This window comes from Microbacterium sp. NPDC064978 (assembly GCF_044543605.1).
GTDB classification, from domain to species: Bacteria; Actinomycetota; Actinomycetes; order Actinomycetales; family Microbacteriaceae; genus Microbacterium; species Microbacterium meiriae.
The window spans coordinates 1,205,050-1,224,724 of record NZ_JBITWF010000001.1 but is presented as its reverse complement, the minus strand read 5'-3'; the positions used below and the strand labels follow the sequence as shown (position 1 = coordinate 1,224,724).

23 protein-coding genes are annotated in these 19,675 nt (G+C 72.0%); 1 reads left to right on the top strand and 22 read right to left on the bottom strand.

Annotated features, from left to right (window positions below; genetic code table 11):
* Positions 1–3: 3 nt before the first annotated feature.
* From ACIGJI_RS06105 to ACIGJI_RS06055, 11 genes are read right to left on the bottom strand one after another with little or no spacing between them, the layout of a single operon-like run.
* Entirely contained in the window at positions 4–2,067 is a 2,064-nt protein-coding gene (locus ACIGJI_RS06105) for a flagellar biosynthesis protein FlhA (protein WP_187663394.1), read from the bottom strand.
* Positions 2,064–3,155, bottom strand: a complete 1,092-nt coding sequence (locus ACIGJI_RS06100) for a flagellar biosynthesis protein FlhB (protein WP_187663395.1) — start codon at positions 3,153–3,155, stop codon at positions 2,064–2,066. Before ACIGJI_RS06100 ends, ACIGJI_RS06105 begins: the two co-directional genes overlap by 4 nt.
* The gene (locus ACIGJI_RS06095; protein ID WP_187663396.1) at positions 3,152–3,913 is read right to left on the bottom strand and encodes a flagellar biosynthetic protein FliR; all 762 of its coding nucleotides are present in this window, start codon (positions 3,911–3,913) and stop codon (positions 3,152–3,154) included. The genes ACIGJI_RS06100 and ACIGJI_RS06095 overlap by 4 nt, the downstream gene beginning before the upstream one ends.
* Before the next feature lie 4 nt (positions 3,914–3,917).
* Positions 3,918–4,190 (bottom strand): flagellar biosynthesis protein FliQ, encoded by a 273-nt coding sequence (gene fliQ, locus ACIGJI_RS06090; RefSeq protein WP_025104366.1) that lies wholly within the window; start codon positions 4,188–4,190, stop codon positions 3,918–3,920.
* The gene (fliP, locus tag ACIGJI_RS06085; RefSeq protein WP_363445522.1) at positions 4,187–4,996 is read right to left on the bottom strand and encodes a flagellar type III secretion system pore protein FliP; all 810 of its coding nucleotides are present in this window, start codon (positions 4,994–4,996) and stop codon (positions 4,187–4,189) included. Before fliP ends, fliQ begins: the two co-directional genes overlap by 4 nt.
* Positions 4,993–5,430 (bottom strand): flagellar biosynthetic protein FliO, encoded by a 438-nt coding sequence (locus ACIGJI_RS06080; protein ID WP_232089187.1) that lies wholly within the window; start codon positions 5,428–5,430, stop codon positions 4,993–4,995. The genes fliP and ACIGJI_RS06080 overlap by 4 nt, the downstream gene beginning before the upstream one ends.
* A 50-nt stretch (positions 5,431–5,480) precedes the next feature.
* Positions 5,481–6,140, bottom strand: a complete 660-nt coding sequence (gene fliN / locus ACIGJI_RS06075) for a flagellar motor switch protein FliN (protein ID WP_363445524.1) — start codon at positions 6,138–6,140, stop codon at positions 5,481–5,483.
* Positions 6,137–7,057 carry a flagellar motor switch protein FliM gene (locus ACIGJI_RS06070; RefSeq protein ID WP_232089266.1) on the bottom strand — a complete coding sequence of 307 codons (921 nt, stop codon included), beginning with the start codon at positions 7,055–7,057 and terminating at the stop codon, positions 6,137–6,139. The genes fliN and ACIGJI_RS06070 overlap by 4 nt, the downstream gene beginning before the upstream one ends.
* A 49-nt stretch (positions 7,058–7,106) precedes the next feature.
* Positions 7,107–7,916 carry a flagellar motor protein MotB gene (locus ACIGJI_RS06065; protein WP_187663400.1) on the bottom strand — a complete coding sequence of 270 codons (810 nt, stop codon included), beginning with the start codon at positions 7,914–7,916 and terminating at the stop codon, positions 7,107–7,109.
* The gene (locus tag ACIGJI_RS06060; protein WP_071327503.1) at positions 7,913–8,725 is read right to left on the bottom strand and encodes a motility protein A; all 813 of its coding nucleotides are present in this window, start codon (positions 8,723–8,725) and stop codon (positions 7,913–7,915) included. Before ACIGJI_RS06060 ends, ACIGJI_RS06065 begins: the two co-directional genes overlap by 4 nt.
* Positions 8,725–8,979 carry a flagellar FlbD family protein gene (locus tag ACIGJI_RS06055; RefSeq protein ID WP_187663401.1) on the bottom strand — a complete coding sequence of 85 codons (255 nt, stop codon included), beginning with the start codon at positions 8,977–8,979 and terminating at the stop codon, positions 8,725–8,727. The genes ACIGJI_RS06060 and ACIGJI_RS06055 overlap by 1 nt, the downstream gene beginning before the upstream one ends.
* A gap of 219 nt (positions 8,980–9,198) precedes the next feature.
* Between ACIGJI_RS06055 and ACIGJI_RS06050 the strand changes: the two genes are divergently transcribed.
* Positions 9,199–10,584 carry a peptidoglycan DD-metalloendopeptidase family protein gene (locus tag ACIGJI_RS06050; protein WP_363445526.1) on the top strand — a complete coding sequence of 462 codons (1,386 nt, stop codon included), beginning with the start codon at positions 9,199–9,201 and terminating at the stop codon, positions 10,582–10,584.
* 92 nt (positions 10,585–10,676) lie between these two features.
* Here the strand turns inward: ACIGJI_RS06050 and ACIGJI_RS06045 are convergent, their stop codons facing one another.
* Genes ACIGJI_RS06045 through flgB form a run of 11 tightly spaced genes read right to left on the bottom strand, consistent with a single transcriptional unit; the run spans position 10,677 to position 19,661 of the window.
* Complete coding sequence (locus tag ACIGJI_RS06045) at positions 10,677–11,837, bottom strand: flagellar hook protein FlgE (protein ID WP_187663403.1); 1,161 nt, start codon at positions 11,835–11,837, stop codon at positions 10,677–10,679.
* Positions 11,838–11,862: 25 nt separating this feature from the next.
* The gene (locus ACIGJI_RS06040) at positions 11,863–12,321 is read right to left on the bottom strand and encodes a flagellar hook assembly protein FlgD (protein WP_136050650.1); all 459 of its coding nucleotides are present in this window, start codon (positions 12,319–12,321) and stop codon (positions 11,863–11,865) included.
* Positions 12,322–12,335: 14 nt separating this feature from the next.
* Complete coding sequence (locus ACIGJI_RS06035) at positions 12,336–13,700, bottom strand: hypothetical protein (RefSeq protein WP_363445528.1); 1,365 nt, start codon at positions 13,698–13,700, stop codon at positions 12,336–12,338.
* Positions 13,697–14,119 carry a hypothetical protein gene (locus ACIGJI_RS06030; RefSeq protein WP_363445530.1) on the bottom strand — a complete coding sequence of 141 codons (423 nt, stop codon included), beginning with the start codon at positions 14,117–14,119 and terminating at the stop codon, positions 13,697–13,699. The genes ACIGJI_RS06035 and ACIGJI_RS06030 overlap by 4 nt, the downstream gene beginning before the upstream one ends.
* Positions 14,116–15,408 carry a FliI/YscN family ATPase gene (locus ACIGJI_RS06025; RefSeq protein WP_363445532.1) on the bottom strand — a complete coding sequence of 431 codons (1,293 nt, stop codon included), beginning with the start codon at positions 15,406–15,408 and terminating at the stop codon, positions 14,116–14,118. The genes ACIGJI_RS06030 and ACIGJI_RS06025 overlap by 4 nt, the downstream gene beginning before the upstream one ends.
* Positions 15,405–16,013: a FliH/SctL family protein gene (locus tag ACIGJI_RS06020; protein ID WP_363445534.1), complete on the bottom strand. Its 609-nt coding sequence runs from the start codon at positions 16,011–16,013 to the stop codon at positions 15,405–15,407. The genes ACIGJI_RS06025 and ACIGJI_RS06020 overlap by 4 nt, the downstream gene beginning before the upstream one ends.
* Positions 16,003–17,007 carry a flagellar motor switch protein FliG gene (fliG, locus tag ACIGJI_RS06015; RefSeq protein ID WP_187663408.1) on the bottom strand — a complete coding sequence of 335 codons (1,005 nt, stop codon included), beginning with the start codon at positions 17,005–17,007 and terminating at the stop codon, positions 16,003–16,005. The genes ACIGJI_RS06020 and fliG overlap by 11 nt, the downstream gene beginning before the upstream one ends.
* Positions 17,004–18,626 carry a flagellar basal-body MS-ring/collar protein FliF gene (gene fliF / locus ACIGJI_RS06010; RefSeq protein ID WP_187663409.1) on the bottom strand — a complete coding sequence of 541 codons (1,623 nt, stop codon included), beginning with the start codon at positions 18,624–18,626 and terminating at the stop codon, positions 17,004–17,006. The genes fliG and fliF overlap by 4 nt, the downstream gene beginning before the upstream one ends.
* Positions 18,626–18,886, bottom strand: coding sequence for a flagellar hook-basal body complex protein FliE (fliE, locus tag ACIGJI_RS06005; protein WP_363445955.1), 261 nt, complete (start codon positions 18,884–18,886; stop codon positions 18,626–18,628). Before fliE ends, fliF begins: the two co-directional genes overlap by 1 nt.
* A gap of 41 nt (positions 18,887–18,927) precedes the next feature.
* Positions 18,928–19,323, bottom strand: coding sequence for a flagellar basal body rod protein FlgC (locus ACIGJI_RS06000; RefSeq protein ID WP_071327494.1), 396 nt, complete (start codon positions 19,321–19,323; stop codon positions 18,928–18,930).
* The gene (gene flgB / locus ACIGJI_RS05995) at positions 19,320–19,661 is read right to left on the bottom strand and encodes a flagellar basal body rod protein FlgB (RefSeq protein ID WP_025104347.1); all 342 of its coding nucleotides are present in this window, start codon (positions 19,659–19,661) and stop codon (positions 19,320–19,322) included. Before flgB ends, ACIGJI_RS06000 begins: the two co-directional genes overlap by 4 nt.
* Positions 19,662–19,675: the final 14 nt, after the last annotated feature.

Here is a 19,675-nt window from a genome sequence, read left to right as displayed (position 1 = left end):
CGTTCAGCCTACTGGTGCGGCGGGGGCGGCCCCGAGCGACGCGGTGGACGAGTCCCGGACCACCCCGATCGTCTCGATCGTGAGGGCGGCCGCGGTCGCCTCGCTGTAGGAGAGCACGGGGAGGCCGTCGGTCTGCGCCGACACCAGCCGCCGCACGGCGGGGCGCAGCGATGGTGCGCACACGAGCACCGGCTCTCCGCCGTCCGTCTGCGCGGCCACGGCCTGCTTCACCGACGCGATCACCGCTTCCATCCGCGGTGGATCGAAGACGATCTGAGAGCCCTCGTCGCCGGGACGGAGGCTCTCCAGCATCGCCTGCTCCAGCAGCGGGGCGATCATCACAACCCGGAGCGTGCCGTCCTCGGCGAAGCGGGAGGCGATGGCAGGGCCCAGCGCGGCACGGGCCGCCTCGATCAGCCCTTCCGGGTCGGTGGAGACCTTGGCACGGAGCGCGAGCGCCTCGTAGATGCGGCTGAGGTCGTTGATGGGCACGCGCTCGGCGAGCAGGCCCTGCAGCACCCGCTGCACCTCCGCGAGCGAGAGCAGGGCGGGCGTGAGCTCCTCGACCGCCGACGGGGAGACCTGCTTCAGGGCGTCGGTGAGCTGGCGGACGTCCTCCCGGGTGAGCAGCCGGGCGGCGTGCGTCTGGATCACGCTCGACAGATGGGTGATGATGACACTCGCCCTGTCGATCACCGTCGCCCCGGCGAACTCCGCGCTGTGACGCATCTCCATCGGGATCCACTTGCCCTCGAGACCGAACACCGGGTCCAGAGCGGCGGTCCCCGGCAGGCTGTCCAGCCCCTGCCCGAGGGCCAGGACCGACCCGGTGGGCGCGGTGCCGCGTCCGGTCTCGACACCGGCGATGCGGATGACGTACGTCGCCTGGGGGAGTTCGATGCTGTCCCTCGTGCGCACGGGCGGGGTGACCAGACCGAGGTCGAGTGCGATGCGGCGCCGCAGCGCCTTCACCCGGGCGAGGAGGTCGTCGGGTCCGCCGGTGACCAGGTCGACGATGTCGGGGGCGAGCAGGATCTCCAGAGGATGCACCCGCATGCGCTCGATGAGCTCCTCGGGCTGGTCCACCGGCGCGGGAGCCGGGGCCTGTGCGGCCTCCGCCTCCTCGCGCTTGCGGGTCGCGGTGATGCGCTGCGCGATGAGGAGCAGCAGGGCGCCGATCACCAGGAAGGGGAGCATCGGCATGTGCGGGATGAGCGACATGACGATGGCCGCGCATCCCGCGATGATGAGGGCGTTGCGCGACTGGCCGAGCTGCGTGGACGCGGCCGATCCCATCTCGGCCTCGGCGGTCGAGCGGGTGACGATCATGCCGGTCGAGACCGCCATGAGCAGGGCGGGGATCTGCGTGACGAGGCCGTCGCCGATCGTGAGCAGGCTGTAGGTGCTCACCGCCTGGTCGATCGACATGCCGTGCTGCACGAGGCCGATCGCGATGCCGCCGACGAGGTTGATGATGATGATGACGAGTCCGGCGATCGCGTCGCCCTTGACGAACTTCGAGGCGCCGTCCATCGCCCCGTAGAAGTCGGACTCGGCCGCCACCTCCGCCCGGCGTTCGCGGGCCTCGGTGTCGCTGATGAGGCCGGCGTTGAGATCGGCGTCGATGGCCATCTGCTTGCCCGGCATCGCGTCGAGCGTGAACCGGGCGCCCACCTCGGCCACGCGCTCTGCACCCTTGGTCACCACGACGAACTGGATGACGACGAGGATGAGGAAGACCACGGCGCCGATGATGAGCGAGCCGCCCACCGCGATCGCCCCGAACGCCTCGATCACCTGTCCCGCATATGCCTCGCCGAGGACGAGGCGGGTGGAGGCGACGTTCAGCCCCAGCCGGAACAGCGTCGCCACGAGCAGCAGCGAGGGGAACACCGAGAAGTCGAGCGGCTTCTTCACGAACATCGAGGTCAGCAGGATGACCAGCGCGAACATGATGTTGAGGATGATCAGCACGTCGAGCAGGAACGGCGGCACCGGAACGACGAGCAGCATGATGATGCCGACGACGCCGATCGGCACCCCGAGCGTGATGAGCAGCTTCTTCATACGGTCCTCCGATACGGGAGAGAGTGGATGCCGCGGGCGGCGCCTCGGCGCCGGAGCGCGTCGACGAACACGAGCACGCGTGCCACGGCGTTGTAGAGGTCTTCGGGGATCTCCTGACCCAGCTCGCACGCGGCGTGCAGGGCTCGGGCGAGGGTGACGTCACGGACGAGGGGGACGCCGGACTCGAGCGCCTTCTCGCGGATGCGCTCGGCGATGACCCCGCTGCCCTTCGCCACGACCTTCGGCGCGGATGTGCCGGGGTCGTACTCCAAGGCGATGGCGATGTGCGTGGGGTTGACGACCACGACGTCGGAGCCGGCGACCGCGGCGATCATGCGGTTGCGGCTCACCGCGAGCTGGCGCGACCGGCGCTGCTGACGGATGAGCGGATCGCCCTCGGAGTTCTTGTTCTCGTCGCGCACCTCGCGCTTGGTCATGCGGGTGTGCTTGCGGTTGCGACGCATCACCACGAACAGGTCGATGGCCGCGAGCACCAGGCCCACCGCGATCGCGGTCTGCAGCAGCGCGGCGGTCCCGTCCGCCGCGGTGCCGAGCAGCCGGGAGATGGAGTGGGCGCCGCTCGCGGTGAGCACGGGCATGAGGCCGGCGATGACGACCCACAGGGCGAGGGCGATGGCGGCCGTCTTCAGCAGGGCCTTCGCCCCCTCCCAGAGGGCCTGCAGGCCGAACACCCGCCGGACCCCGGAGACGAGGTTGAACTGCTCGTAGCGCCCGGACAGCTTCCGCAGATGCACGCCGCCCTGCACCACCGCACCGAACAGCGTCACGATCGCGACCGCGGCGAGCAGCGCCCCCAGGGTCGGCAGCACCGAGGCGAGGGCCCGCCCGAGGGCCGCGAGGGCGGCGTCCGGTGAGGGCGCCTGCATGAGCGAGGTGAGGGAGATGAGCTGCTCGGTGCCGGCGCCTGTCCCCGCGGCGATGGCGGCGGGCATCATGACGGCGGCGGCGCCGATGCCGAGCCACGCCGTCAGGTCCTGGCTCCGGGCGATCCGGCCCTTCTGCCTGGCCTCGCGGAGGTGCTTCTCGGTGGCCTTCTCGCTGCGCTCGCCGCTGTCCGACCCGCTCACGGCGTCACCCCCTGCATCATGCGGAAGGCCTGGGTGGCGAGGGCGTCGACGATGCCGGGGAACGCGACGTACACGGCACCGGCGAGCAGGAGCGTCAGCAGGATCTTGACCGGGAAGCCCATCGCGAAGGCGTTGAGTGCCGGCGCCACGCGCGTGATGAGCCCGAGCCCGACATCGGCGAGGAAGAGCACCAGCACCAGAGGGCCGGCGATCTGTACGGCCGCCAGCACCATCTGGGACACCCCGTCTACGAGCAGCTCGGTCGGTCCCGCCACACGGAAGATGCCGTCGACCGGAACGGCGTCGAAGCTGCGGGCGAGCCCTGCGAGGATGAGCTGATAGCCGCCGGAGGCGAAGAGCAGCGTGAGCGCCGTCAGGTGGAACAGCCGGGTGAACTGCGCGCCGTTGACCATCGCCGCCGGGTCGAAGGCCTGGGCGAGCTGGAACCCGCCGAACACGTCGATCAGGCTGCCCGCGGCCTGCACCGCGGAGAAGCAGAGCAGCACGAGGAAGCCCAGCAGGGCACCGGTGAGGAGCTGGATCACGAGTGCGCCGAGGAACGGCCCCGTGTCGAGGCTCTCGTAGCCCGGGGCGACCGCGGCACCCACCGCGAGGGACAGTCCGATCGAGAGCATCGCCTTCACCCGCACCGGGATCGCCCGATACGAGAACGGCGGGGCGATCATGATGAACGCCGTGATCCGCACGGCGGCGAGCAGCGTGGCCTCCAGCCACGCGAAGTCGATCGGGATGAACACGGGCTCATCCGCTCAGCAGAGACGGGATGCGGGCGAACATCTCGTTCGTGAAGGCGATGATCTCGGCGATCATCCAGTTCCCGGCGATGAGCAGGGCGATGCCGACGGCGACGATCTTCGGCACGAACGACAGCGTCACCTCCTGCACCTGGGTGATGGACTGCAGCAGCGAGATCGCGAAGCCCACCACGAGCGCCGTGATCAGCATCGGTGCGGCGAGCTTGGCCGCGATCAGCAGCCCCTGGGCGCCGATGTCGAGGACGGCCTCGGGGCTCATCCCACACCTCCGTAGCTCTCCAGGAGGGCTTTGATGATGAGCCCCCAGCCGTCGACGAGGATGAACAGCAGGATCTTGAACGGCAGCGAGATCATGACCGGCGGGAGCATCATCATGCCCATCGACATCAGCGCCGCGGCCACCACGAGGTCGATCACGAGGAACGGCACGAAGATCACGAAGCCGATGATGAACGCGGCCCGGAGCTCCGAGATCATGAACGCGGGGATGAGCGTGTACATCGGCACGCTCGCGGCGTCCTCCGGGTTGTCCTGCGCGGCCATACGGGTCATCAGCGCGAGGTCCTCCTCGCGCGTGTAGTGCAGCATCCACTCCCGCAGCGGGCCCTGCCCGACGTCGACGGCCTGCGTGAACGTGAGCGCGCCGTCGATGTACGGCTGGACGGCCAGCGTGTTGATCTCGGTCAGGACCGGCCACATGATGAACAGCGACAGGAAGAGCGACAGCCCGGCCAGCACCTGGTTCGGCGGGATGGTGGGGAGGGACAGCGCGTTCCTGGTCATAGCGAGCACCACGAAGATCTTCGTGAACGACGTCATCATCAAAAGCAGTGCGGGAGCCACCGACAGCAGCGTGATCCCCAGGAGGGTGAGGATCGATCCGGACGGCCCGCCGTCGATCCCGTTGATGTCGATCGTCACGCCCTCCCCGTCGTCCGGGGTGATCTCGGCGTGCGCGGCGCCGCCGGTGACGACGACGAGGACCAGGGCCAGGAGGATCGCGCCCGCGACGACGACGAGGAGCCGCGAGGCGCGAGCGCGATCGACGGCACGGCTCGCGCTCATCGGGCGCGCCGGAGGGCCTCGGCGGTCTGCCGCCAGGTATCGGGGGAGAGGATGGAACCGCGGAGCGGGTCGTTGCGGTGCCGTACGCGGCGACGGAGCTCCGGTGCGGCGGTGCCCGCTGCCGGGTTGCCGGTGAGGGCGGCCGCGGCGAGGATGCGGTCGAACTCGGCGTCGTCGCTCACCGGATCGCGCTCGGACGCGGATGTCGTCTCCGAGGTGTCCCGGAGCTCGGGTCGGACGGGGAGACGGTCGACCACGCTCACGCCGTGCTCGGTGACCCCGAGCACGTAGCGCGCGTCGTCGGTCTGCACGACCACGAGCTGCGCCTTCGGGCCGATGCCCTGGCGTCCGAGCACCGTGATCGCCTCCGCGTCACGGCGCCGCGCCTGGGTCTTCGACACCCGGCGCTGCAGGAACCAGAGCAGCCCGAGCACTGCGGCGAGCGACAGCCCGACCCGCAGCGCGAGCAGGAGGTCGTCCAGGGTCAGGCCTCGACGTTCTCGAGGATGCGGGTGATCCGCACCGCGTAGTCCTGATCCACGACGACGACCTCGCCGTGTGCGATCGTGCGTCCGTTGAGCTTGACGTCCGCCGGGGCTCCCGCGGAGCGGTCGAGCTCCACGATGCGACCCGGCTCGAGGTCGAGCACGTCGCGGACCGCCATGCGGGTGCGGCCGATCTCCACCGTGAGCTCCATCTCGACGCCCGCGATGCGGTGCAGGCGGCCGTCGGCTCCCGTCGGACGCGCCGGGCGATGCGTGATCCGCACCGCGAGTCGGCCGATGGTCCGCTCGGTGTGGTCCACGAGGTCGAAGAGCTGGGTCTGCGGGTCGGCGAAGACGGCCGAGGCGTCGCCGACCGCCGCCTCGCCCAGCAGCCCAGGGCCGAGGGCGGTCGCGGCGGCCTCGAGCGCATCCAGGAGCCGGTCCGTGAGCGGACGGCCCCCGAGGCCGTCGACCAGCACGTCGGCGTCGAGGAGCTGCACGGCGAGCTGCGCGCTCGCCTCTCCGACGAACTGCGCCACGACGGCCTCCCCGGTATCCCCGGACGCCTGGGAGGCGCGGGCGGTGACCGGTGCGGCGGTGGGCAGTCGCGCCGCGAACGCGGCGGCGACGGCGGACTCGTAGGCGGTGGTGCTGATCACGCGGACTCCTGAGCGGGGGCGGTTTCGGGGACGGTGGCGGTCACGACGCAGGCGAGGCGGGCACCGGCACTGCCGACGGCCGCCGTCGCGACGGTCTGATCGCCGACGGTGAGGAGCATCGGACGGTCGGCGGCATGCGGCAGGGGCAGCAGATCCCCGACGGCGAGGTCGAGCACCTCACGGGGCAGCACGGTCCGCGGTGCCAGCCGGAGCGCGATCTCGACCGGAGTCGATTCCACCTGGCGGCGCACGAGACCGGGGGTCTCGGAGCGGTCGGCGTCGGAGGCGCGCACCGCGAAGCCGGCGAGCACCGAGGCGGGGAGCATGATGCTGGCGGGGACGGTCCGGCCGCCGTGGCGCATCGACAGACGCGCCACGATCACCGGCTCCCCGGCGGCGGCGACCTGAGCGAACTGGGAGCTGTACTGGATGCCGGCGACGGCGACCCCGGTGGGCAGCAGTCCGTCGAGGCTGCCGGTGAGGTGATCGATCGCGTCGCCGATCAACGACCGGATCAGCGCCTGCTCGATCGGGGTGAACGTGCGGTCCTCGGCGGTGGCGGTGACCCGGCCGCCGACCATCTGCACGATCCAGGAGGTCGCGGTCGGGATCGGCACCTGCACGATCAGGCGCTCGTCGGAATCCGGCAGCGCGCACACGATCATGGTCGTGGTCGTGGGCAGCGACTGCGCGTACTCGCCGTACGTGAGCATGCCCACGTGCTCGACGGCGATGGTCGCGCGCACGTGGATCTTGCCCGAGAGCTGGGCCGACCATTGCCGGGCGAACGTCTCGAAGGCGAGCTCCAGGGTGCGGGCGTGCTCGCGCGACAGCGTCGCCGCCCGGCCGAAGTCGTAGACCTCGACGTCGGCGGTCGCCGTTTCCGCGCGCACTCGCGAGCGCACGCCGTCATCCATCACCACGAACCCGACTATCGGGCGGTGATCGGCGTGCGTTAGGGGCAGGTCAGGGGGAGGTCTGCGCAGCACCCGCGGCAGGGATCAGCGCTCGCACCTCCTCGCTGGCGTCGGAGAGGATGACGATGTCCACGCGGCGGTTCTCGGCGAGCTGCTCGGGGGTGCTCCCGGCGGCCACCGGACGGGTGTCGCCGAAGCCCACGGATTTGAGGTGTGCGGGGGGCAGGCCGGCTGCCTCCACGAGATAGCGCAGCACCTGGGTGGAGCGTCCGGCCGAGAGCTCCCAGTTGGTCGGGAAGGGTGCGACCGAGCCGCGGGCGTCGGCGTGCCCCTCCACCGAGATCTCGTTCGGCGCGGAGACGAGGACCGAACCCAGGGCGTCCAGCACCTGCGTCGCGGCCGGACTGAGATCCGTGCTGTTGGTGGTGAAGAAGGTCTCCGCGCTCACCAGTCCGATGGTCAGCCCGCGCTCATCGATCGTGAAGGTGACGTCGGTCTCCAGTCCCCGCTCCGCGAGGACCTGACGCAGCCGCTCGCGCAGGGCGGACAGCTCGTCGAACTCGCGCTCCGCGGCCTCCAGGCCCGTGTCGGCGAAGTCCTGGCCCTCGTCGTCGATGAGCTCCGGAGGCACGACCACGCCGCTGGTCACGTCGACGTCGTCCGAGGGCTCCTGGCCGAAACCCGTCGCGAGCGAGGCGCTGAGGGCCTCGAACTTCTCCTGGTCGACCGTCGACATCGCGAACAGCACGATGAACATGCACATGAGCACCGTCACCATGTCGAGGTAGGACGCCATCCAGCGCTCGTCCGGTCCGCTGTGCTCGGACTCCTGGACACGGCGTCGGGTGCGCACGCTCATGAGAAGAGGTCCTCGTGCGCCTCCGTCTCCGCGGGCTGCTCGCGGCGGCGGGAGCGGCCGGGGGAGCGGTCGGAGACGAGCGCGCTCAGACGTTCGCGGACGTGGGCGGGGGCGGCGCCGGCCTGCACGGCGAGCATGCCCTCCATCAGCACCGTCATGCGTTCGAGCTCCAGCTCGCCGAGGCGCTGCAGCCGGCCGCCGATCGGCAGCCAGATGAAGTTCGCCGACAGCAGGCCCCACAGCGTGGCGACGAAGGCCGCGGCGATCATCGGGCCGAGCGTGTCCGGCTTGTCGAGCTTCTCCAGCACGTGGGTGAGGCTGACCACCGTGCCGATGATGCCCACCGTGGGAGCGAACCCGCCGAGGGTCATGTAGAAGCGCGAGGCGGTGCGGTTCCGGGCGGCGGTGGACGTGAGCTCGTCCTCGAGGAGCACCCGCAGGTCCTCCGCGTCCGTGCCGTCGGCGATGCTCTGCAGGGCCTGCCGCAGGAACGGGTCCTTCTCCTCGTCCAGACCCTGCTCCAGCGCGAGCAGGCCCTCGGAGCGGGCCTTCTCCGCGTAGCCGACCACGGTGTCGATCGTGCTCTGCGCGGTGCGCCGCTCGCCGCGGAAGGCGCGGGGGAGGGACTTCACGGCGTGCAGGGCGTCGCGCAGCGTGCCGCTGGCGAGCCCGACCGCGATCGTGGCGCCGAAGACGAGCACCATGGGAGCCGGGAGCAGGAGCGAACCGACCGTCGCGCCCTCCAGGTTGATCATGGCGATCAGGGCGCCGAACGCGAGGACGAGCCCGAGGATGAGAGACGGATCCATCAGGCGTCCCCTCCCGTCACGTCAGCGCCGGGCAGGGGGTCCTCGGTGCCGGCCGCGACCAGCGCGGCGGCGGTCGCGAGGACACCGGCGCGGAACCGGGTGATGCGGGCGATCACGTCGTCCATCGTCTCCGTGACGACGAAGGTCGCGCCGTCGACCATCGTGATCGTCGTGTCCGGCGTGGCCTGGACACGTTCGATCAGGTCGGGGTTCACCGCGAACCGGGAACGGTTCAGGCGCGTGAGGACGATCATGGGCTCCATCCTGGAAAAAGCTCGCCCCGCCCGGAAGCGGGGAACCGACGGCCCGTCCTGGGCTGTCGGAGGGGACTGTCGGCCGGGCGCTGCGCGTCGTTAGCGCCGGTGCCCGAGCGGACGGGGATCTTCCTCACGACGGGCGCGTCGTCGCCGATAGGGATCAGGGGCGGGGGACGATGAGCAGCGGGCGAAGGGAGCCTTGTGCGGGATCGGAACGTGGAGAAGGCCGCGGCGACGGCGGCCGAGGAATGCGGCTGCGCGCCGACGGCGGCCGAGCGGGGCGCGCTGTGGCGCCAGCCGGTCAGCCGCCGCAGCGCCTTCGGGATCGGGGCGCTGGGCGTGGTCGCGCTCGCCGCCTTCGGCGTCGGGTCCGGCGTCACCGCCGCGCACGCCGCGTCCTACCCGAGCTGGGACGACGTCCAGCGGGCGAAGAACAACGAGGCGGCCAAGGCCGGTGAGGTCACCCGGATCCAGGGGTTGATCCAGTCCCTCGAGCGCAAGGTCGCCGAGACCCAGGCGGCGGCCCAGGTCGCGTCGGACGAGTTCTACGAGGCCCAGCAGGCGTACTTCGCGGCCATCACGGAGGCGGAGACCCTGCAGGCTCAGGCCGACGAGCAGTCGGCGCTCGCGGAGGAGACGGCGAAGAAAGCCGGTCAGGTCGCCGCCCAGCTGTACCGCAGCGGCGGGGACGACACCGCTCTGGAGCTGTTCTTCGCAGGGTCAGGCGCCAACGCCGACGAACTCCTGTCGCGCCTCGGCACGATGAACAAGTTCCTCGAGTACAACCAGACCACCTACGACAACGCCGTCTCGGCGCGCGACACCGCCCAGGCGCTGACGGCGCAGGCCGACGTCGCCCGGGACGAGCGCGACCGCCTGCAGCAGGTCGCCGAGCAGAAGATGGTCGCGGCGCAGCAGGCCGCGGACGCCGCGCAGGCCGCACTCGACGAGCAGGCGGCGAACCTCGAGACCCTCAAGGCGCAGCTGGCCGCCCTCAAGGACACCACGACCAAGACGGTCACGGGGTACCAGGCGGGCGTCGAGGCGCGGCGGCGGGAAGAGGAAGCCCGCCGCAAGCGCGAGGCGGCTGCGGCGGCCGCGGCGGCGGCAGCTGCCGCTCGGGGGACCAGCGGCGGTGGTGGCGGTGGCGGCGGCGGCGGTGGTGGCGGCGGCTCCGCGGGCAACGGTGGCTGGGTCCGCCCGCACGGCGGCGCGCGCAGCTCGAGCTACGGCCCGCGCACCCCCATCTGCGGTCCTCAGGGCTGCTCGTCGAGTTTCCACTACGGTGCGGACCTCGCCAACGGCTGCGGCGCCGCGATCTACGCCGCGAACTCCGGCACGGTCGACTATGCCGGACCGAACGGGAACTACGGCAACTACATCCGCATCCAGCACGGCGGCGGCATCAGCACGGGATACGCCCACATCAAGCCGGGCGGCATCAACGTGCGCAGCGGACAGTGGGTGCGCTCCGGCCAGGTCATCGCCTATGCCGGTGACACCGGGCGATCGTTCGGATGCCACCTCCACTTCGAGGTCTACATCAACGGCGGGTACACGAACCCGGTGCGCTTCATGGAGCAGCGCGGCATCTACGTCTGAGGCGCCCGAAACCCCGTGTTGTCGCCGAGGCCCCGCCGTATCCACGTGGATACGGCGGGGCCTCGGCGCGAAAGCGGGGTCTCGGGGAGGGGTCAGCGCTTGAGGTTGGTGAGCTCCTGGAGGACCTCGTCGCTGGTGGTGATGATGCGGGCGTTCGCCTGGAAACCGCGCTGCGCGACGATGAGGTTCGTGAACTCCTGGGAGAGGTCGACGTTCGACATCTCCAGAGCACCGCTGATGATGCCGCCGAGGCCGCCGGTGCCGGGCTGTCCGAGCTCGGCCTGACCCGAGTTGCCGCTCGGACGGAACTGCGACGAGCCGACCTTCTCCAGACCCCCGGGGTTGACGAAGCCGGCGAGCGCGATGCGGGCCAGCACCTGGGTGTCGCCGTTGCTGAATGTGCCGACGAGGCTGCCGTCGTTCGTCAGGGCGTAGGAGCTCAGCGTGCCGGCCGGCTTGCCGTTCTGCTCCTTGATGGCGATGTCGCTGACGTCGGCGAAACCGGTCACCCCGGACAGGTCGACGGTGACGCCGCCGGACACGATGCTGCCGGCGCCGTTCTGCACGCCGTCGGTGAAGGTCAGCGCGGTGCTCGCGCCCGCGCCGTCGGTGACGTTCCACCCGGTCGCGCTGCGCGTGAAGGTCAGGCGCAGGGTGGAGGCGGAGCCGTCGGCGCCGTACGTCTTGATGTCGCGCACGAGCGTCTCGCCGACCGGGGCGCCGGAGGGCAGGTTGCCCGTGGCGCGCGCGGTGGTGGTGGCCGCGGCTGGACTGAGGGCGCCGACCGGGAGGGTGATGTCGCCGATGCCCTGGCCGGGGACGATCGCGCCGTTGCGCGCCGTCCACCCCTGGACGAGCGCGCCGCCGGCGCCGACCAGACGGCCGCTCGCATCGAAGGTGAAGCCGCCGTTGCGGGTGTACAGCGTCTCGCCGCCGGAGCGGACGACGAAGAACCCGTCGCCCGAGATCATCAGGTCGGTGGGAACGCCGGTCGGCTGCGGGGCACCGCCGGCGAAGTTGGTGCTGATGCCGGCGACCTGCACACCGAGCCCGACCTGGGCCGGGTTCTGTCCGCCCGTCGCCTGCTGCGGCAGCATCGAGTTGCGCAGCAGCTGCGAGAGGGAGTCCTGGAACTGCACGGACGAGGCCTTGAAGCCGGTCGTGTTGACGTTGGCGATGTTGTTGCCCGTGACGTCGAGCATGGTCTGGTGCGAGCGGAGTCCGGAGATTCCGGAGAAGAGGGAACGGAGCATGGTGATGCCTTTCTGGGGAGCGGGGTCAGGCAGCGGTGCCGGGGACGAGGGAGACGCCGGAGACGGCGTCGAGGGGGATCGACTTCTCGCCGATGGTCACGGTGGGGATGGCTCCCGCATAGGAGACCGCGGTGACGATGCCCTTCTGGGTGACACCGTCGGCGTCGACGTACTGCGCCTCCTGGCCGAGGAGGGCGGCGGCGGTCTGCCGCATGCTGAGCGCGAAGCTCTCGGTGCTCGTCGAGGCGAGCGCCGTCAGCTGCTCCATGGAGGCGAGCTGCGTGGTCTGCGAGATCATCTCGTTCGTGTTCATGGGGGAGCTCGGGTCCTGGTTGGTGAGCTGGGTCACGAGCAGCTTGAGGAACACCTCGGAGTCGAGCGTCTTCTTGCGCTCGGTCGCCGGGGTCGTGCTGCCGGTCTGCACACCGGACGTCGGCGTGGCACCCGGCGGGAGGGTGCCGGTGATGGAGTCGACCGTGGTCATGGGGTCCTCTCTGGTCAGGCGTAGACGTCGATGCCGCCGAGCGGAGCGACGGGCGGTGCGGGAGGGGGCGGGGGTGGAACTTCTGCCGGCGTCGGCGGGACGGCGGAGGCGCGCGCGGTCGCCTGGTGCCGCTGGGCATCGGCGCCGCCGTTCCCGGTCTGACCGCCCGTCCCTCCGTGCTGCGGCGAGGAGGGCGAGCCGTCCGACGTGGTGAGGCTGAGGGTCGCCTGCGGAGCGGCGATCGCGAGATCACGACGGAGGTCGCCGAGGATGGCGCGCAGCGCGTCCCGCCCGAGCTCGCCGGGGGCGTGCAGCTCGATGCGGATCGTGGACCCGGCGATGAGGGCGCGCACGGTCACGGGGCCGAGGTTCTCCGGCGAGACGGTCAGCGTGATCCGGTGGTCTCCGTCCGGGGCCTGGGCGAGGGACACCACGGGGGCCGCCACCTGCGGGAGGAGAGCCGGGCGGGCCGGCGCGGCGACCGCGCTCGGCGGTGTCGCGGGGGCGAGAGCGGTGGCGGCGACCGGGCTCGGGGCGGCAGCGGACCCCGCGGCCACGGGATCGACGCTCGGCGGGGCCGCGGCCGGCGCGGAGACCGATGCGGGGATCGAGGGTGCTGCCGGCACCGGGACCGTGTCGTCGGCGGTCGTCGCCTCTGCAGCGGAGGGTGAGGGCACGATCGACGTGCGAGCCGGCGCGGCTGCGGAGACTCGGGGCAGGGAGAGGTCGGTTCCGGTGGCCGTCCCGTTCCCGACGGCGATGCCGGGGGGCGCGACTTCTCCGGTCTCTCGACCCGGGGTGGGGGGCCGCAGGCCCGGTCGGACGGTCGCCGGGTCCGGAGACGGTGCGGAGGGCGGCACCGACGTCGGGAGGAGCGGGACCGCCACGGCGTCCCCGGCGTCGGACGGCGAGGCGGAGGAGGGGGTACCCACGGTCTCCCCGGAGGCGGGCGTCGCCGCGGCGCCGGCCGTGCCCTCGCCGGGTACGAGGAGGGCGTCCTGCCCGGCGGCGGACGGGAGGCGCGGAGGCGAGACCGCCGTGGGTGTCTCCGTCGTCGCCGGAGGTGCGTCCGATTCGGCGGAGAGGGTTGGCACGAGTGGCGCGCCGGCACCCGCGGGAGTCGGCGGGGCGGGGAGCAGCGGTGAGACGGTCGCGGCGCCCTCGACCGGAACGGTGGCGGCAGGCTCGGCCTCGGTCGTGGTCTCCGCGGCGCTGCCGGGGTCGTCGGTCGCACCGGGACCGGGGGATGCCGTCTCCCGCACCGCATCGCGCACAGCCTCGGCGAACGCGGTCGCACCGGGCGAGCTGGCGCGTGCGGCTGGGGCGGAGGGACGCACGGGGCGGGCATCCAGGGCGGTGAGGAGGTCGAGTGCGGTCATGCCGTCCCCTCCGTCCGCGAGCGTGCGGCGATCTCGTCGAGCTCCGCCTGCTCGGCGTGCAGGTCGGCCGTCCGCACGGCTACCGCGTGGTTGTCCGCGAGTCGTTCGAGGCCGCGGAGCGTGCGCCGGGCGTCCGCGTGCGCGGACCGCGCCTCCGCGACCGTCTCCTGCTGGAAGTCGGCCAGCGCGGTGAGGTCGGCGAGCAGCGCCCGCCCGGAGACCCGGGCCGCGGCGAGCGCAGCGAGGGTGCGCACGTCGACGGCCTCCGTGTCGGTACCGGCCAGGTGTGCGCGCAGGGCCCGGTCCCTGGCCTCGGTGTGCTGCGCGTCGATGACCGCGCGCGAGAGGCGCTGCGCGGCGGCGCGCTCCTGGATCTCCCGCACGCGCAGGAGACCGGCGAGAGAGAACCCTCTGCTCATGACACCCCCTCGAAGGCGGAGACGAGGCCGTCCAGCCGCGTCCAGGACTCCTCGATCGCGCTCGTCTCGTCGAGCGGCTGGGTGAGGAAGGCCGAGATGGCGCGCTCGTGTGCGATCGCCGCGTCGATGCGGGCATCGGCACCGGCGTGGTAGGCGCCGATGTCGATGAGGTCGTTCGCCCGGCGTCGGGCCGCGAGCACGGCGCGGAGGGTGGCCGCCTGTGCACGGCGCTCCGGACTCGTGATCTTGCCGGCCACGCGGGACACGGACCCGAGGACGTCGATCGCGGGGTGGTGGCCGGCGAGGGCGAGCGCGCGATCCAGCACGACGTGGCCGTCGAGGATGGAGCGGACCGTGTCGGCGATGGGCTCGTTGTGATCGTCGCCGTCGACGAGCACGGTGTAGATGCCGGTGATGGACCCGGCGCGGTCGGTGCCGGCGCGCTCCAGCAACCCGGCGAGGAGGGAGAAGGTGGACGGCGGGTAGCCGCGGGTGGCCGGCGGCTCACCCGCGGAGAGCCCGATCTCGCGCTGGGCCATCGCGACCCGGGTCAGCGAGTCCATCATGAGGATCGCGTGGGCGCCCTCGTCACGGAAGGCTTCCGCGATCCGGGTGGCGGTGAACGCGGCACGGATGCGGGCCATGGCCGGCTGGTCCGAGGTCGAGACGATGACGACGGAGCGGGCGAGTCCCTCCGGCCCCAGATCGTCCTCGATGAACTCCCGCACCTCGCGACCGCGCTCGCCGACGAGGGCGATCACGGTGACCTCGGCCTCGGTGCTGCGGGCGATCATCGACAGCAGCGACGACTTCCCGACCCCTGACCCCGCGAACAGGCCGACGCGCTGTCCGCGGCCGACGCTGACGAGGGTGTCGAGGGCGCGCACGCCGAGGGGGAGCGCGGTGTCGATGCGGTCGCGCTCCATGATCGAGGGGGTGTCGTGATCCAGGCTCACGTGCGGCGCCGCGAGCGGACCCTTGCCGTCGATGGGGCGTCCGAGCCCGTCCAGGACCCGGCCGAGCAGCGCCGATCCGGTGGGAACCCGCACCGGGCCGCCGCGGCCGCGCACGGGGGCGCCGACGGTGAGCCCGGCGACCGAGGCGAGCGGCATGCAGCGCAGCCCGTCCTCCCCGGTCGCGACGACCTCGGCGTCGATGCCGTCGAGCGTCACCACGTCCCCCACGGCGCCGTCGAGCCCGCGGACCTGCACGCTGAGGCCGCGGACCTGCGAGACCTCGCCGATCCGTTCCGGACGCGCCGCCTCGAGCACCGCCGTCCAGGGGCTCACGGCGCGGCCTCCGCGACCGCGCGGCGCGCCCGGTCGAGGGCGGTCCCCACCCTGGCGTCGATGACACCGTGCTCCAGCACGGCCACGGCGTCGCCGCGGGTGAGGGTCTCGTCGGGCACCAGCGTGAGTCCGGGGATGTCGTCGCCGGCCTCCGCGGAGAGGACGCGGAGGTCGTCCGGGTGCAGACGGAGGCGACGTACGGCGGCCGCATCGGTCGCGCTCAGGGCGCGGCGGGCCGCGGCGGCGGCCGACGCTCCTGCGTCGCTCAGCTCCGCGGCGAGGATCAGTTCCGCGAGGTCGATCGCATGGGAGTGCACCTGGCTCGTCGCAGCGGACTCCAGCTCCGCCTCTCGGGCGGCGAGGGACCGCGCGGCGGCGTGCAGGGCGGCGACGGCGGCGGCGACGTCCGCGGCGCGGGCGCGCTCCCGTTCGGCCAGCTCGGCCTCGGCGACGCGACGGGCGGCGTCGGCGTCGGCCGCGCCCGCCCGGAAGCCCGCGGCGTGTCCCTCCGCGTACCCGCGGCGGCGGGCGCGCTCCTGTTCCGTCCGGTGGTCGGAGCCGCCGAGCCGGGGGAAGGCAGCGGGGGCGAAGGCGTCAGTAGACATATTCGTCCTCGTCCGCCCGCTGCACGGTGATGTCTCCCGCGGCCTCCAGGGCACGGATCGTCCGGACGATCTCGGCCCGCGCCTCCTCGACCTGGGAGACGCGCACCGGGCCCAGCGTCCGGGCCTCCTCGTCGAGGTTCTCGCGGTTGCGCTCGGACACGTTGCGGCGGATGAGGTCGACGATCGGCTGCTGCGCCCCCTTGAGGGCGAGAGCCAGGGAGCGGATGTCCATGCCCCGCAGCACGCGCTGGGTGTCCCGGTCGTCGAGCTTGACGATGTCCGCGAACGTGAACATGCGCGAGCGGATGTCCTCGGCGAGGGCGCTGTCGCGGTCCTCGATGCTGGCCAGCAGCGCCTTCTCGATCGTCGCTCCCGACCGCCCGATGATCTCCACGAGCGGCTCGACGCCGCCGAGCACCTCGGGACTGTCCCGCGAGGCAAGGCTGCCGGTCCGGGCCTTGAGGGCGTCGGCGACGATGACGATGGCCTCCTGCGAGGCGGTGCCCATGGTGGCGATGGCCTGGGCGACGTCGGTCCGCGCCGGATCGGGCAGCGCGGCGAGGACGGCGGCGGCCTGTTCGGCGGGGAGATGGGCGAGCACCAGGGCGACGGTCTGCGGCAGCTCCCCGTCGAGGAGCGTGGCGAGGTGGGCGGCGTCGGCGGAGGCGAGGAAGTCGAACGACGCGCTCATCGACGTCGAGCCGACCCGGCCGAGCACGGCTGCCGCCCGCTCGGAGCCGAACGAGGCCTCCAGCAGGCCTGCGGCGATGTCGCGTCCGCCGCGCGCCGGCGGGAGGTGCCCCGCGGCGATGCGATGGAACTGCCCCAGCGCCTGGACCGTGGTCTCCGCGTCGAGATCCTGCAGCCCGATGATCTCGGCGGCGACGGCCTCGGCCTCCGCCTCGGAGAGGTGCTTCATGACCTCGACGGCCTGCGCGCGGTCGAGGTTCATCAGGACGATCGCGGCCGTCTGCCGATCCGTCAGTCCGCTCATACCCGCGACCTGTCGTCGATGAGGGTGCGCAGCAGCTCCGCGGTGCGCTGCGGATCCTGACGGGTGAGCGCGGCGATCTCGGCGCGGCGGCGCTCGAGGCTGATCTGCGTGGGCTCGGGTTCGGGATCCGGGTCGAGGTCGGGTACCGGCTCGAGGAAGGCGAGCGGCGTGGTCGGCGCCTCCAGCACGGCCGTCGGCGCGTCCGCCGAGAGCGCGGACAGCTCGACAGGACGATCGCCGAAGAGCTGGTCGAACTCCTCCACGCCGCGTGCCTTCCGCCGGGAGCGGATGATGAGGGCGGCGATCGCGGCGATGAGCGGGATGGCGATGGCGGCCGCGATGATGACGGTGTTCAGGAGGGCGGCCTGACGGGCACCCTCTTCGGCCTCCTTCGCCGCCTGCAGCGCGGCCTGCGCGGCCTCGGCATCGGTCTGGCTGAAGGCGACGAGTTCGACGGCGAGCTCGTCGCCGCGGGTGCGGTCGATGCCGGCGGCGGTGGCCACGAGGTCGCTGAGCTGGGCGGAGCTGAGGTCGCCCCCGGCCCCGGCGTCCACGGCGACCGACACGGACTGCCGCAGCAGGGTGCCGGCGGGAGTGGAGGTGCTCTCCGTGGCCTTGTTGACGGCGTTGGTGCGCGTCTCCTCGGTGTTCGTGTAGGTGCCGTCGCCGTTCCCGTTCGGCACGGCGATGTTGTCCGGACCCAGGACACCGGCTTCGGAGGTCGATCCGTTGCTGTTCTGCTCACGGACCTCCTCGGTGAGCGGGGGAGCGCCCTCGGCCGGGGTGTAGGTCTCCTCGACGCGTTCGTTCACCGAGCGGTCGATCTCGGCGACGACGGTCACGGTCGCATTCCCCGGGCCGACCACGGTGTCGAGCATCTGCTGCACGCTCGCGGCCACGCGGGCCTCGTAGTCGCTCGCCTGCTGATCGAGTCCGCCGGTGGCCCCGCCGCCCACGGTCGAGAGCGTGCGCCCGGTCTGATCGACCACGGCGACATTCTCCGGCTTCATGCCGCTGACGGCCGCCGAGGTGAGGTGCACGATGGCCTCGACCTGCTTCTGGTCGAGCGTCGTGCGTCCGGCGGTCTCCACGAACACGGAGGCGGTCGCATCGACGGTCTCCGACACGAAGACGCTCTCCTCCGGGATGGCGAGCTGCACCGAGGCCGCGGAGACGCCGTCGATGGCGGAGATCGTCGCGGCAAGCTCGCCCTCGATCGCGCGCTTGTAGGTGACCGACTGCTGGAACTCGCTCGTGGTGACACCCATGTCGTCCAGCAGCGAGTACCCGGCCGATCCGGCGCTCGGCAGCCCGGCGGAGGCGGCGGCGAGCCGCTGGTCGTACACGTCCTTCTCGGGGACGAGCACCGTGGCGCCGCCGTCGGCGAGCTCGTAGGGCACGGAGGCGGAGCGCAGCTGCTCCACCACGGCGTTCGCGTCCGAGGCGTTCAATCCCGAGAACAGTGGGGTGTAGGTGGGGCGGCTGAGCCAGCTGGACAGCGCGATGATGCCGAGCGCGAGCACCGCGATGCCGATGATGGCGATGGTCCGCTGCGCGAGCGAGAATCCGGCGACCACCCGCCGCATCCGCTGGAACGCCCCGGTCACTGCCGGGGGCATCAGGCCTGCATCCGCATGATCTCGTTGAACGCGTCGACGCCCTTGTTGCGGACGGCGGCGACGAGTTCGAGGGTGACGGCGGCGCGCGAGGACGCGATCATCGCCGCATGGATGTCGTCGAGGTCCCCGGTCACGGCCGCGACCTTGAGGGAGTCGGACTCGGACTGCAGCGAGCGCAGCTCGTCGATCGCCCCGGTGACGCTGTTCGCGAAGGCCGTGTCGTCGCCCGTCTTCGCGCCCGTGACGGGCGAGGTGGTCATGCCGAGGGACGAGGCGACGGCCTCGATGCCGGCCACGGCGCTCACGCGTTCCGTCCGATCTGCAGCGCCGCCTCGTACGAGTTGCGGGCGCGGTCCACGATCGCCGCGCTCGCCTGGTATCCGCGCTGCGCGAGGATCAGCTGGCTCATCTGGTCTCCCAGGTCGATGTCGGGGTAGCGCACGTAGCCGTCGGCATCGGCGAGCGGGTGGTCGGGCTGGTGCACGAGCCGGCCCTCCGCGTCGCCCTGCACGGTCCCGGCGACGTAGACGCCGGGAGACTGGTCGCTGGTCTGGGCGAGGATGTAGCGTGCCCGGAACGCCGCGCCGTCGGTGGGTGTCGCGGTGTTGATGTTGGCGATGTTGTCGCTGATGGCGTCGAGCCACTTCCGGTGCACGGTCAGCCCCGTGCCGGCGATCCCGATGGCGTCGAAGGTCATGACGTCCTCATCGCGGTGCGCATCGAGGAGAACGACCCGTTCACGGCCTGGGTCGCGAACTGGTAGCGCAACATGGTGTCGATGCTGGAGAGGGTCTCGGTGTCGAGGTTCACGTTGTTGCCGTTCAAGCGCGTCGGCTCGAGCGAGGTCCCGACCGTGGCGGACACGTCCCCGTCGCCGGCGGCGATCGAGTCGGCGAGCGCCGCCTCGAACTGCACACGCTTGGCGTGGTAGTCGGGGGTGTTGATGTTGGCGATGTTGTCGGCGATGGCTCGCTGGCGCAGCGAGAGGCCGTTCAGCGCACTCGTCAGTGCGGTGATGGTCACAGAGTCGAACACGAACCGGCTCCCGG

What these genes read in the sequence shown, in the direction of transcription:
- fliE (WP_363445955.1), bottom strand. Translation starts at nt 18,886, where the DNA reads ATGACCACCTCGCCCGTCACGGGCGCGAAGACGGGCGACGACACGGCC.
- ACIGJI_RS06030 (WP_363445530.1), bottom strand. Translation starts at nt 14,119, where the DNA reads ATGAGCAGAGGGTTCTCTCTCGCCGGTCTCCTGCGCGTGCGGGAGATC.
- ACIGJI_RS06000 (WP_071327494.1), bottom strand. Translation starts at nt 19,323, where the DNA reads ATGACCTTCGACGCCATCGGGATCGCCGGCACGGGGCTGACCGTGCAC.
- fliG (WP_187663408.1), bottom strand. Translation starts at nt 17,007, where the DNA reads ATGAGCGGACTGACGGATCGGCAGACGGCCGCGATCGTCCTGATGAAC.
- ACIGJI_RS06020 (WP_363445534.1), bottom strand. Translation starts at nt 16,013, where the DNA reads ATGTCTACTGACGCCTTCGCCCCCGCTGCCTTCCCCCGGCTCGGCGGC.
- fliP (WP_363445522.1), bottom strand. Translation starts at nt 4,996, where the DNA reads ATGAGCGCGAGCCGTGCCGTCGATCGCGCTCGCGCCTCGCGGCTCCTC.
- ACIGJI_RS06055 (WP_187663401.1), bottom strand. Translation starts at nt 8,979, where the DNA reads ATGATCGTCCTCACGCGCCTGAACCGTTCCCGGTTCGCGGTGAACCCC.
- ACIGJI_RS06045 (WP_187663403.1), bottom strand. Translation starts at nt 11,837, where the DNA reads ATGCTCCGTTCCCTCTTCTCCGGAATCTCCGGACTCCGCTCGCACCAG.
- ACIGJI_RS06070 (WP_232089266.1), bottom strand. Translation starts at nt 7,057, where the DNA reads ATGGATGACGGCGTGCGCTCGCGAGTGCGCGCGGAAACGGCGACCGCC.
- fliQ (WP_025104366.1), bottom strand. Translation starts at nt 4,190, where the DNA reads ATGAGCCCCGAGGCCGTCCTCGACATCGGCGCCCAGGGGCTGCTGATC.
- ACIGJI_RS06065 (WP_187663400.1), bottom strand. Translation starts at nt 7,916, where the DNA reads ATGAGCGTGCGCACCCGACGCCGTGTCCAGGAGTCCGAGCACAGCGGA.
- ACIGJI_RS06035 (WP_363445528.1), bottom strand. Translation starts at nt 13,700, where the DNA reads ATGACCGCACTCGACCTCCTCACCGCCCTGGATGCCCGCCCCGTGCGT.
- ACIGJI_RS06105 (WP_187663394.1), bottom strand. Translation starts at nt 2,067, where the DNA reads ATGAAGAAGCTGCTCATCACGCTCGGGGTGCCGATCGGCGTCGTCGGC.
- ACIGJI_RS06060 (WP_071327503.1), bottom strand. Translation starts at nt 8,725, where the DNA reads ATGGATCCGTCTCTCATCCTCGGGCTCGTCCTCGCGTTCGGCGCCCTG.
- ACIGJI_RS06040 (WP_136050650.1), bottom strand. Translation starts at nt 12,321, where the DNA reads ATGACCACGGTCGACTCCATCACCGGCACCCTCCCGCCGGGTGCCACG.
- fliF (WP_187663409.1), bottom strand. Translation starts at nt 18,626, where the DNA reads ATGCCCCCGGCAGTGACCGGGGCGTTCCAGCGGATGCGGCGGGTGGTC.